We start from the raw sequence: 12,730 nt of genomic DNA, 5'->3' as shown, positions 1-12,730 counted from the left end.
AATAGTTTTAGTAGTTTGATGCAATTTTTTCTATTTTATCCAAAGCAAATTGCAAGTCTTCTTGAGTTACATTCAAATGTGGACGGAATCTGATCGATTTTTCGCCACAAATGAGTACAATTACGTGTTCTTCGAAAAGTCTTTCTTGGAAATCTGCTCTTGCTTTTCCATCTGGTAAATCAAAAGCACACATTAATCCTCTTCCTCTTGCATTAGAAATTATGTACGGAAACTTCGCTTGAAGTTTTTGCAAACCTTCTAATAAAAATTCGCCTTGTTTTTGCACATTTTCTAAAAGATTTTCTTTCTCGATGATTTCTAAAACCAATTGGAATCTTAGCATATCAATGAAATTTCCTCCGAAAGTAGAATTGATTCTAGAACTTTCAGCAAAAACGTGGTGTTCTACTTCATCTAGCTTGGTTTTACTTGCCAAAATACCACAAACCTGTGCTTTTTTCCCGAAAGAAATCACGTCTGGAACTACGCTGTAATTTTGGAATGCCCACATTTTACCTGTAATTCCGATTCCTGTTTGCACCTCATCAAAAATGAGCAGCATCTCGTTTTCGTCGCAGATTCTTCTTAATTCTACTAAAAATTCATCACGGAAATGATTATCTCCACCTTCTGCTTGAATGGTTTCGATGATTATACAAGCTGCCTTATCTTGATTTGATAAAATCGCTTCTTCAATCTGTACCAAAGCTAATTGTTCATTCTTGATGGTTTCCTGCAAATTTTCTTCGGTGATTGGGAAATGCAATTTCGGATTGATGATTCTTGGCCAATCAAACAATGGAAAATATTGATATTTTCTTGGGTCGTTGGTATTGGTTAAGCTCAATGTATAGCCACTTCTTCCGTGGAAAGCTTGTTTAAAGTGAATCGCTACCGAACCTTCTGTTTTGCTTCCTTTGAGCCAATTTTTTCTGGTTTTCCAGTCGAAAGCTGTTTTCAAAGCATTTTCTACTGCAAGAGCACCTCCTTCTACAAAGAAACAATACGGCAATTCTTCTGGAATGGCAACTTTGCTAAAGGTTTCTACAAAATCTGCATATTCCTGCAAATACACATCGGACATGGTAGGTTTGTACACCGCCATTTTGCCTAACCAAGCAGATTTTTCTACAATATACGGATGATTATACCCTACCGAAGCAGAACCGAACATAGAAAACATATCTAGAAATTCTGTTCCGGTTAAACGGTCATGAATCCATGAGCCGTGAGATTTTTCGTAATCCATCACGAAATCAAAACCATCTGCTAAAATATGTTTTCCTAATGTTGCTTTTACTTTGTTGCCTGCAACTTCGTGGCTTAATTCTATTGTTTTGTTCATATGTTAATGTGATAATTTGTTAATTTGTTGATGTGATGATTTTATGATTCTATCCTGCAAGTTGAATATCAATCAATTTCAATTTTTGATTGATTATTTTAAATTCATAGATAACTGAAAATTCCATATTTCCCATTCCTTCTTCGTATTCAGCTTCTGAATACAAATTCAAAATGTAAAGGTCATCTACTTTAGAACAAATCATTTTATATCTTTCTTTTCCTTTTTTGATAAATTTTGTTTCATAATTGCCTTTTACATAAAACTCATTGAAATCTATTTTTTGAAATAATTCCAAAAAAATTGGACTAAAAATCAAATGATGATACTTTTCGAAGTCCTTATTAGTAAATGGAACTTCAGTATTGTCATTTTTCGTAACATCAATCTCTAACAAATGCCAAATACTATTGGATTCTGAAATTATTGGGTTCTTAATAAAAGTTTTAATTTGAGTTTTATCTTTTTCTAAAAAAGCTTTCTGAAGTTCTTTAAACTGAGCAGCCCAGTTTAAAGAATCTTTAATTTCAAGTTCAATCAAATCTTTTGGGTAGAAAATTTCTGAATTTTCTTTTTTAATTAAATCGTTATTATTGACTTTCTCTTTTTCCTTCTTTTCACAAGAAAAAACTAGAAAAAATGATAATATTAAAAATAGATTCTTCATTCTTTAAAAATGAAACATTTTGTTGATATTTTTCATAGCGCTTCGCACTATGCTGTTTCTTTCGCAACTTCGTTGCTTGTTTTATGAAAACTATCTTCATAACTTCTAATTATTGGAATAAATTCCAATTCTTTGAAATCATTCATCGCTCTGCGATTCAATTTATAATATTTTTATAGCGCTTCGCACTATGCTATTTCTTACGCAACTTCGTTGCTTGTTTAATCAGACTTCCTGCATCCTGCATTTTACATCTAGCATTCTACAAATCAAACTTAATTCCTTGTGCTAAAGGTAGGTTTGTGGTGTAATTGATGGTATTGGTTTGTCTTCTCATGTAAACTTTCCAAGCATCAGAACCAGATTCTCTTCCTCCACCCGTTTCTTTTTCTCCACCGAAAGCGCCACCAATTTCAGCACCAGAAGTTCCGATGTTTACGTTGGCAATTCCGCAATCTGAACCTGCATGAGAAAGGAATTTTTCGGCTTCTCTAAGATTATTTGTCATAATCGCAGAAGATAAACCTTGCGCTACTCCATTTTGAATTTCGATGGCATTTTCTACGTCTCCTGAATATTTTAACAGATATAAAATCGGTGCAAAAGTTTCGTGCTGTACAATTTCAAAATGGTTTTCTGCTTCTGCAATCGCTGGTTTTACATAGCAACCGCTTTCGTAGCCTTTTCCTTTTAAAACGCCCCCTTCAACAATCAGTTTACCGCCTTCTTTTTTCACTTTTTTCAATGCCTCTTCATACATTTTCACTGCATCGGTATCGATCAGTGGACCTACATGATTGTTTTGATCTAGAGGATTTCCTATTTTTAATTGTCCGTAAGCTGCTACAATCGCATCTTTTACTTTATCATAAATGCTTTCGTGAATGATGAGTCTTCTGGTAGAAGTACAACGTTGCCCCGCAGTTCCTACCGCTCCGAAAACCGCACCAATTACTGTCATTTTAATGTCAGCATCCGGTGTTACAATAATTGCATTGTTACCTCCTAATTCTAGAAGAGATTTTCCTAATCTCGCCGCTACATTTTGGGCCACAATTTTTCCCATTCTGGTAGAACCTGTTGCCGAAACTAGAGGAACTCTGGTGTCTTTTGCCATTAAATCTCCAATTTCAGCATCTCCGATGACTAGATTTGAAATTCCTAAAGGAAGATTATTCTCTTGAAGCACTTCTGTGATGATGTTTTGACAAGCAATTCCGCACAATGGTGTTTTTTCTGAAGGTTTCCAAACGCAAACATCTCCACAAATCCAAGCTAACGCAGTGTTCCAAGACCAAACGGCTACTGGAAAATTGAATGCAGAAATAATTCCTACAATTCCTAATGGATGATATTGTTCGTACATTCTGTGACCTGGACGTTCTGAATGCATGGTTAAACCATGTAACTGACGAGATAAACCTACTGCAAAATCGCAGATGTCTATCATTTCCTGAACTTCGCCAAGTCCTTCCTGTAGTGATTTTCCCATTTCATAAGAAACGAGTTTTCCTAAATCTTCTTTATGTTTTCTGAGTTTATCGCCAAACTGTCTTACGATTTCTCCACGTTTTGGAGCTGGCATCAGTCTGAATTCTTTGAACGCTTTTTCTGCTTCTGCGATTACTTTTTCGTAGTCTTTTTTAGAAGAAGCTGTGACTTTAGCAATTAAATTTCCATCTACTGGTGAGTAACTTTCGATTACTTTTCCTGTCGCAAACCATTTTCCACCGGTAGAAGTACCTTTATTCTCTGCTTTAATTCCTAAATTTTTTAAAACTTTTTCAATCCCGAAATCTTTATTTTTCTTTGACATTATGTTGAATTTGAATTTCGGTAAATATATCAAATTTTAAAGAATCAATAAAAAAAATCGCATTTTGTTAAATATTTTTCAAAATTAAACATTAGATAAATTTATTTTTTACAATAAAAGAATTTGAAAGATAAAATATCTATTATATTAAAAATTTCAGAAAAGAAAATGAATGGTATAGAAAGGGAATTTTGCAGAAATTGTGTATTTTTGGGCAAAGAATTGCTATGACCAAACATGAAATTGTATTAATGAGTATTACCGGAGAAGACAAACCCGGGGTAACCTCATCGCTCACTGAAATTTTAAGTAAACACAATGCAACAATTCTCGATATTGGTCAGGCAAACATTCATCAATCTTTATCTTTAGGCATTTTGTTTCGTTTAGACCCACAAATGCAAGGCAATATTTTGAAAGACTTGCTTTTTAAATCATACGAGCTCGGTGTACAAGCGAAATTTACGCCCATCGAAAGAGCAGATTATGACCAATGGGTTTCCAGACAAGGCAAAGAAAGTTATGTGATTACCGTTCTTGGCCAAAAAATAGAAGCCAACCAATTGGCTCATGTCACGAAAGTCATTGCAGAACAAGGTTTGAACATCGACACCATTAAAAGATTGACAGGAAGAATCCCACTCGATTCTGAAGACGATAGTCAAAATAGGTCTTGTATAGAATTTTCGGTGCGTGGAACTCCTCAAAATGTGAATTTGATTCACGAAAAATTTGTGACTTTAAGTGGCGCATTAGACATTGATATTTCATTTCAAAAAGATAATATTTACCGCAGAAACAGACGTTTAATCTGTTTCGATATGGATTCTACTTTAATCAAAACAGAAGTTATCGATGAATTGGCAGAAAGAGCTGGAGCTGGTGAAGAAGTAAGAGCCATCACCGAAGCAGCGATGCGCGGCGAAATAGATTTTAGCGAAAGTTTTAAAAAACGTGTTTCTCTTTTGGAAGGCTTAGACGAATCTGTATTGCAAGAAATTGCAGAAAATCTTCCGATTATGGATGGTGCAGACCGACTGATGCATATTTTAAAGAAATGCGGTTATAAAATTGCTATTCTATCGGGTGGATTTACCTTTTTCGGGAAATATCTAAAAAAACGTTTTGGGGTAGATTATTTATACGCTAACGAATTAGAAATAAAAGACGGAAAGCTTACGGGGAAACATTTGGGAGACATTGTAGACGGAAACAGAAAAGCAGAACTTTTGAAATTTTTGGCTCAAGTAGAAAATATAGAACTGGATCAAGTGATAGCTGTAGGAGACGGCGCCAATGATTTACCGATGCTGAATATTGCTGGTCTAGGAATTGCTTTTCATGCCAAACCAAAGGTTAAAGAAAATGCCAGACAATCTATCTCATCAATAGGTTTAGACGGAGTTTTATACTTTTTAGGATTTAGAGACAAACACATCAACGAAAATTTTTAGAATCTTCATCAAATTAGAACCAATTTTAAGCCATTAAGATTTATAAAAATTTAGAATCAATTATCTCGCTGATTAGACGGATTTAGCAGATTTAGATATTCAAAGAATATCGGCTTAATCTGCAAAATCTGCGAGAAATACAATATAAAAAACATTTTTAAATTGAATATTTCAGAGTTTACAAAATTTAAAATAATAAAATCTAGATAGGCTCTTAAATTCAATATTATAAATTAAAAAAATATTTATGGAAGAAAAAAAGACTCCAAAATGGAAAACCCTTCTTAAAAAATACGGTTGGCTAGGCATTTTATTTTTCTCAGTAAAAGGCACAATTTCACTTATTGCGATAATATGGGGAGCTAATGCTTTGAAAGGCTGTATGTAATTATTTCCAGTTTTCTTTTTTAATCCAATATTCTACGTTTTGTTTGGTAGGTTCGCCGTGATACGCTACCATTACTTCTCCTTTGAATTCGGCTCCTAATTTTTCCATGGCTTTTCTGGAACGCCAATTTTCTGCGCCTACATGAAACTTTACCAAATCTACATATTGGAAAATGTAGTCTAACATCATTTTTTTTACAATAGGATTCAACTGACCGCCCCAAAATTTTCTACCATAAAAAGTATAACCTATGAAAATAGAGTTTTCATCTTCGTCATAACTGTAAAATCTGGTACTACCAGCCACTTCATTGCTTACTTTATCAATGATGATAAAAGCGCCTTCGGAAATCATGGCTCCATCAAAAAAATTTCTAAAAATATCTTTTTGGAAACGGTTTTTATTTGGGTGTTGTTCCCAAACCAAAGGGTCTGAAGCAACTTGATACAATCTTTCGAAATCTGATTCCTGAAGCGGAACTAGTCTTACTTTATTCGTTTCTAAAACGGGTTGTATGCTGAAATCCATGATGTTAATTTTAACAAATGTAATAAAAAAATGAGGCCAGCATAAAAAATTTATTTTAAAGCTTCTGTTCTTTCCTTGATGAAAAGATTTTATTAATTACTTCCTAACGATAAATCATAATAAAAAAAGGCCCCACTTGTAAAATACAAACGAAGCCTATAGACACAATTGAAAATTTTTTAGTTACAACAAGTGTCTTTTTCGTCTTTTAAGCCCAATTTTTCTAAAATGGTACTTAATAAACACCAGTTGGTAAAAGCGTTTTGAAACAAATTAGCACCTACGAAACCTGTTAACCAAAACCAATTTTGGTGTACAAAAATTCCCAATAACAAACTTGTTAATATCATGGTTCCTGCGAACCCGTGGATTACTCTTGTCTTCATATTTCTATTGTTATATTGATTTTTCTATATTTAATGTGGCTACATGAATTTTAGAAAGGGATTTTTGTTTCCCATTGAAAAACTCCACTTTTTTATACACTTCTTCAGTAAAATTCTCGTCGATAAAAACGGCAAATAATACAGAATCTATCTCGGTGTGTGAAGCTCCGAACCAGTTTTCTGAACTGCCGTCGCTTTCATTTTTGTAACCTTTTACATAATGGTATGAAAAAGATTTTACTCCAGAATGATTGAGAATATCTTTTACATTTTTCTCAAATTCTCTAATCGCTGTAATCATTAAAAGTTTCATATTGAATACATTTTTTTATAGGTTATCCTCTGAAGAAATCTCGCCATATTCTGTTTTTTCATCTGCGTGTATTTTCTCCCATTTTTTCTTTTCGGTCATGTAATAAATCAACGGAATGACAATTAGCGTCAACAAAGTAGAAACGATTGCTCCAAAAACTAATGAAATGGCTAATCCTTGGAAAATAGGGTCGAATAAGATGATTACCGCTCCTATAACTACCGCTCCTGTTGTTAATAAAATTGGTGTAGTTCTTACCGCTCCTGCTTCTATAATCGCTTGTTTCATCGGAATTCCTTCATTGAGTCGAATTTCTATAAAGTCAATGAGCAATACTGAGTTTCTTACCATGACTCCTGCTAAAGCAATCATCCCGATGAATGAAGTTGCGGTGAAGAACGCTCCTAATAGCCAGTGTCCCAAGACAATTCCTATTAATGACAATGGAATCGCAACCATCATGACCATTGGTGTTTTAAAGTTTTGGAACCAACCTACAATCAGCATGTAGATAATGATAATTACCACTGCAAAAGCAGCTCCTAAATCTCGGAAAACTTCTAAAGTAATCTGCCATTCTCCGTCCCATTTTACGGTATAATCATCTTCATTGCTTGGTTGATTCATGTACAGTTCATTAATCGTATATCCTTTTGGAAGTTGCATTTTTTTCAATTTTTCTTCCATTCCCAGAATTGCATACGCTGGACTTTCTAAACCTCCTGCCATATCTGCCAATACGTACACTACCCTTTTTTGGTCTTTTCTGTAAATGGTTTTCTGTAGTTCTTCGCGCTGAATTTTCACCAAATCACTTACAGGAACCATATTTCCCATTTGTCCTTTGATTTTTACATCAGTAATGTCTGTAATTGATGTTTTATCCGCATCATTCAATTTCATGACAATGTCTACCGCATCATTCGATTTTTCATCATACAGATTTCCGATAGGATGTTCGCCCATCAAATACGTAAGATTTCCTACAATTTGCGCTGGTGCAACACCGTTCAACATTGCTTTTTCTTTATCAGCTACCAGTTTGAATTCTGTTTGTGGAGCTTCAACCATCCAATCAACATCTACCACATCATCTGTATTGTTCAGAATATTTTGAACCTGATTAGCTACTTTAATTTGCTCATCGTAATTAGGACCATAAATTTCTGCCACAATCGTTGATAAAACTGGCGGACCAGGCGGAACTTCTACAATTTTTACATTGGCATTGTATTTTTTCGCAATTTTCTGAATTTCTGGACGAATGTTCTTCGCTACATCGTGACTTTGGTTATCTCTGTCTTCTTTGTGCAATAAATTCACCTGAATATCAGCAGTATTGCTTTGTCCACGCATATCATAATGACGAACTAGACCATTGAAAGTAATCGGTGCAGATGAACCAACATAAGACTGATAATTCACCACTTCTGGAACGGTTTTCAGGTATTGTGCAATTTCTTGAGAAACCGAAGCCGTTCTTTCCAAAGTCGTTCCTTCTGGCATATCAATCACCACTTGGATTTCATTTTTATTGTCAAAAGGAAGCATTTTTACTGCCACCCATTTTGTAGCGAAAGCCAACATAGAAATCAATAACAATACTACGGTAATTCCCATCATCGTCCAACGTTTTTTACCGCTGTCTAAGAATGGTTGCTCTATTTTTTTGTAAATTCTATAGATTTTGCTGGCTTCCATACCTTGTTCTTCCTTATGCTCTTCGTCATCTTTTACTTTCAATAAATGATAACCTAAATAAGGAGTAACGGTTAACGCTACGAACAATGAAAGCATCATTGCAATAGAAGCACCAATTGGCATTGGAGACATATAAGGTCCCATCATTCCGCTTACGAAAGCCATCGGTAAAATGGCGGCAATTACAGTGAACGTAGCCAAAATGGTCGGGTTTCCCACTTCATTAATGGCATAAATTGCAGCTTGTTTGAATGGCAATTTCTTCATGTGGAAGTGTCGGTGCATGTTTTCAGCAATAATAATACTGTCGTCTACCACAATTCCCACCACAAAAACCAATGCGAAAAGCGTGATTCTGTTCAGCGTATAACCCAACATATAGTAACTGAAAAGTGTCAATGCAAAGGTTAAAGGAACTGAGAAAAACACGACTAATCCGCCTCTCCAACCCATTGCGAGCATTACCAAAACGGTTACTGCTAAAATCGCTACTCCAAGGTGCATCAATAATTCTGAAACTTTGTGAGAAGCGGTTTCTCCATAGTTTCTGGTGACTTCTACATGAACATCATTCGGAATTAAAGTTTTCTTTAAATCTTCTACTTTATCCAAAATCTGTTCAGAAATTTTCATCGCATCTGCTCCTTTTACTTTAGAAACAGAAAGCGTAACCGCAGGATATTCTGATTTGAATTTTTTACCATTTTCTACTGCATTACCATAACCGAAACTCACATAATTGGCTGGAGATTGTGCTCCGTCTTCTACTTTTGCAATTTGTTTCAGGTAAACGGGCATATTTTGCGAAGTTCCTACCACCAAATTTTCTACATCCTCTGCAGAACTTAAAAATTGTCCTATCGTCAATAGATACTCAGTGTCATTAGCATCAAAACTTCCTGATTGTGAACTTCCGTTATTGGCTTGAATCATTTGCATCACGTTTAATGCATCAATGCTCAATTCAGCCATTTTATCTTTGTCTAATTCTACTTTTAACTGACGGTTTCTCCCTCCAATGACTTTGGTTAAAGAAACATCTTTAATTTTCTTGATTTCCGAAGACAATTCTTCTGTCATCTGACGAAGTTCGTAATCGTTGTATTTTTCACTCCAAAGTGTTAAACCCAGCATCGGAACATCATCAATAGAACGAGTTTTCACCATCGGTTCATACACTCCTTTCGGAAAAATATTTTTATTTTTCATGAGTTCGTCATAGAGTTTCACGTAAGAACGCTCTGTATCTTCGCCTACGTAAAACTGAACGATAATCATGGCTTGTCCGTTCATTGCCATAGAATGAACGTGCTCTACTCCTTTTATGTTTGAGATGATTTTTTCTAATGGTTTTACCACTCTGCTTTCTACCTCTTTCGGTGAAGCACCGGGATAACCTACCATTACGTCTGCCATTGGAACGATAATCTGTGGCTCTTCTTCTCTTGGTATTAATGTGGAACTGTACACCCCAATAATCATCAATGCAATCATCAACAAAATCGTTAATTTTGAATTGATAAAAAACTCAGCGATGCGTCCTGCAAATCCTTTTTCCATACTATTCTCTATTTGTTACGGGTTTCGGGTTACGGGTTTCGAGTAAAAAACTCGTATCTCGTATCTCGGAACTCGTATTATTTTAAAATAACTTTTGCACCGTTAAACAATTTTCCTTCTGCTGAAATGATGTACTGGTCATTTGCATTAAGACCTGATAAAATTTCTACTTGATCACCGAAAGTTTTACCCACTTTTACCCATCTTAGAACTGCGGTATTTTGTGAACTCACGGTGTACACTCCTGTTAATTGTCCGTTTTCTACGATTGCAGATTTAGGAATCATTACGCCTTCTTGAAAATCCTGATTCACATTTCCAGAATTTTTGAAAGGAAACTGAACATTCACAAACATTCCCGGTAATAAATCTTTAGAAGCTGGAACATTGATTTTCACTAAGTATTGTCCACCAGTATTCGTTGAAGATCTGCTGATTTCTGAAACCGTACCCGAAACTTCTTTATTGGTAGATTTCAACGTTACTTTTACTGGCATTCCAGATTTTAAAAGGGTAATATTCTGTTCAGAAACCAAAACTTGTGCTTGCAAAGCTCCCGGAGATTCTATCGTTAGTAAAGGCATTCCTGGACTTGCCATATCACCTTGACTGGCATATTTCGCAGTAACTGTACCAGAAATAGGCGCCGTAACATTGGTATATCTGTACTGAGCATTTACTTCGTTTTTCATTTGTTGCGCTGCCTGTAAACCTGCTTGAGCCATTTCATAACGCGCTCTCATATCATCTAATTCTTTTTGAGAAGCACTTTGATTTTTGTATAAATTTTGAAATCTTTCAAAATCTTTTTTCGCGATATTGTAATTGGCTTGTGCTTGCGCTATTCCAGCAGAAGCTTGTCCGCCTTTTGCCTGAATATCTGTACTGTTGATGCTTACTAAAAGTTGACCAGCATTCACATATTGCCCTACTTCTGCGCGCATTGCAGTAATGTACCCCATCATTCTGGTGGAAACATTTACCGAATTTTTAGCTACCAATTTTCCACTTGCTGTAGCATTAGAACCTACTGCGTTGGTGGCAGATTTATTTACGGTAACCGCGATTGGTTTGTCATTCAATTCTGCAGATTTATTTTCGTCTGAAGAACAACTTGCAAGGAATAAGCTTCCTAAAAATAATGCTGAATAAATATATTTTTTCATAATGATTTATTTAAATTTAAACACAGAGAAGCAGTGAACACACAGCGTTCACAGAGATTTTAATTTTTTAAAAATTTATAGTATTCTAAAGCGACATTGTATTCAAAAATAGCTTGTTGGTATTCCAAATCTTTTTGAGACATCGTGGTTTCACTCATTAACAAGTCTGATGATTTCTCTAAACCTTGGTCATATCTGTTTTTACGAATTCTGTAGGCTTCTTTGCTTTGTTCCAGCGCTAGTTTGGTAAGGTTTACCTTGTTTTCAGCATCTTGAACTTGGCGATTTACTTTATTGAGTTCTAACTGACTTTGTTTATTGTATTGAGTGATTTCGGTTTGTGCTTTGGTGAGTTCTGCTTTGTATTTTTCCTGTTCAGATTTTGCTTTTAAACCATCAAAAACATTCCAAGACAACTGAACTCCTGCCAAATAACCATTGGCTCCAAACTGTGCGAATTTGTTATCATACAATTCAAAACTTCCGAAAGCATTTAATCTTGGTAAAAATTTGGCTTTGGTAGATTTAATCAGATAATCGTACGCTTCTAGAGATTTTTGATACGCCTGTAAATCTTTTCTTTCCACATTTAGTGTAGCCGTATTTTCTAAAATCTGGTTTTGAAATTCTAATTTTTCAGTAGGCTTGAAAACCTTATTGAAAGACTCTTCGTCTAATAAGAAATAAAGGTAATCCGAAGCATTTTTTATGTTAGATTTCGCATAAGCGATTTGATTTTCAATTTCTTTTACACGAACGTCTATGTATAACACTTCCGTTTTCTGAATCATTCCGTTTTTGAAATAATTGTCGATTACTTTTTTGTTGGCTAGCGTTGTGGTTTTAGCATTTTCAAGTGTTTCAAGCATTCTGTACGCTAATTGCAGTTGCATGTATGCTTTTTTGAACTCAAACTGAATGTATTCTTTGGTTCTTTCTGCTTTAATTTTTAAAACTTCAGATTTTACTTGTCCTGCTTTTTTAAGATACACTGCATCCATGTTGATGATGGGTTGTTGTACCTCAATTTTAGTAGCGAAATTAGAAATTGCGTCTGGAGCATTTAATTTAGCTGGGTCAAAATCCATTTGCGTAATACGCTCCTGATTCAATTTAGAACCGAAAGCGTACAAAGGATTATTGGTATTCGAAAAAGTGTAAGAAGCATTTACGTTTGGTAAATACATTGCTCTCGTTCCCAATAGTTCTGCTTGTGCTAATTTGGCTTCGTCATTTGCCAATTTCACTTGAAGATTTTGGTCTACCATTCTTTGTTCTAATTCTGCTCTAGAAATTCTGATGGTGTCTTGAGAGAAACCTTTCAGAACGAGCGAAAAAACAAAAACTATCGTAAAAAATTTTCTCATTGTATTTAAATTTTTCTTTTTTTAATTTATTTTAATTAT

General features: G+C 34.9%; 11 protein-coding genes. 2 read left to right on the top strand and 9 right to left on the bottom strand.

From position 1 onward, the window contains the following. Window positions 1-7: 7 nt before the first annotated feature. The 3 genes from lat to amaB all read right to left on the bottom strand — a co-directional run bounded on the left by lat (window position 8) and on the right by amaB (window position 3,828). The gene (gene lat / locus KKQ76_RS03305) at window positions 8-1,345 is read right to left on the bottom strand and encodes an L-lysine 6-transaminase (protein ID WP_213195812.1); all 1,338 of its coding nucleotides are present in this window, start codon (window positions 1,343-1,345) and stop codon (window positions 8-10) included. A gap of 49 nt (window positions 1,346-1,394) precedes the next feature. Further along, complete coding sequence (locus KKQ76_RS03300) at window positions 1,395-2,012, bottom strand: hypothetical protein (RefSeq protein WP_213195811.1); 618 nt, start codon at window positions 2,010-2,012, stop codon at window positions 1,395-1,397. Window positions 2,013-2,274: 262 nt separating this feature from the next. Then, window positions 2,275-3,828, bottom strand: a complete 1,554-nt coding sequence (gene amaB, locus KKQ76_RS03295; protein WP_213195810.1) for an L-piperidine-6-carboxylate dehydrogenase — start codon at window positions 3,826-3,828, stop codon at window positions 2,275-2,277. Window positions 3,829-4,079: 251 nt separating this feature from the next. Here amaB and serB point away from each other — a divergent pair, with 251 nt between their 5' ends. Beyond that, window positions 4,080-5,282 (top strand): phosphoserine phosphatase SerB, encoded by a 1,203-nt coding sequence (serB, locus tag KKQ76_RS03290; protein ID WP_317194554.1) that lies wholly within the window; start codon window positions 4,080-4,082, stop codon window positions 5,280-5,282. A gap of 247 nt (window positions 5,283-5,529) precedes the next feature. After that, complete coding sequence (locus KKQ76_RS03285; RefSeq protein WP_213195808.1) at window positions 5,530-5,670, top strand: hypothetical protein; 141 nt, start codon at window positions 5,530-5,532, stop codon at window positions 5,668-5,670. Here KKQ76_RS03285 and KKQ76_RS03280 read toward each other — a convergent pair whose 3' ends face one another. From KKQ76_RS03280 to KKQ76_RS03255, 6 genes are all read right to left on the bottom strand, one after another. Continuing rightward, window positions 5,671-6,198, bottom strand: a complete 528-nt coding sequence (locus KKQ76_RS03280; protein WP_213195807.1) for a GNAT family N-acetyltransferase — start codon at window positions 6,196-6,198, stop codon at window positions 5,671-5,673. It abuts the gene before it with no gap. Window positions 6,199-6,377: 179 nt separating this feature from the next. After that, a complete protein-coding gene (locus KKQ76_RS03275) occupies window positions 6,378-6,584 on the bottom strand; it encodes a YgaP family membrane protein (RefSeq protein WP_069796528.1) in 207 nt (68 codons plus the stop codon). A 10-nt stretch (window positions 6,585-6,594) separates the two neighbouring features. Next, window positions 6,595-6,897 (bottom strand): hypothetical protein, encoded by a 303-nt coding sequence (locus KKQ76_RS03270; RefSeq protein ID WP_213195806.1) that lies wholly within the window; start codon window positions 6,895-6,897, stop codon window positions 6,595-6,597. 15 nt (window positions 6,898-6,912) lie between these two features. Further along, a complete protein-coding gene (locus KKQ76_RS03265; RefSeq protein ID WP_213195805.1) occupies window positions 6,913-10,158 on the bottom strand; it encodes an efflux RND transporter permease subunit in 3,246 nt (1,081 codons plus the stop codon). Window positions 10,159-10,235: 77 nt separating this feature from the next. Beyond that, a complete protein-coding gene (locus tag KKQ76_RS03260) occupies window positions 10,236-11,324 on the bottom strand; it encodes an efflux RND transporter periplasmic adaptor subunit (protein WP_213195804.1) in 1,089 nt (362 codons plus the stop codon). Window positions 11,325-11,383: 59 nt separating this feature from the next. Continuing rightward, window positions 11,384-12,691: a TolC family protein gene (locus KKQ76_RS03255; protein WP_213195803.1), complete on the bottom strand. Its 1,308-nt coding sequence runs from the start codon at window positions 12,689-12,691 to the stop codon at window positions 11,384-11,386. Window positions 12,692-12,730: the final 39 nt, after the last annotated feature.

Source organism: Cloacibacterium caeni, assembly GCF_907163105.1.
In the GTDB taxonomy this organism is placed as follows: Bacteria; Bacteroidota; Bacteroidia; order Flavobacteriales; family Weeksellaceae; genus Cloacibacterium; species Cloacibacterium caeni_A.
This window is presented reverse-complemented; position numbering and strand designations above follow the sequence as displayed.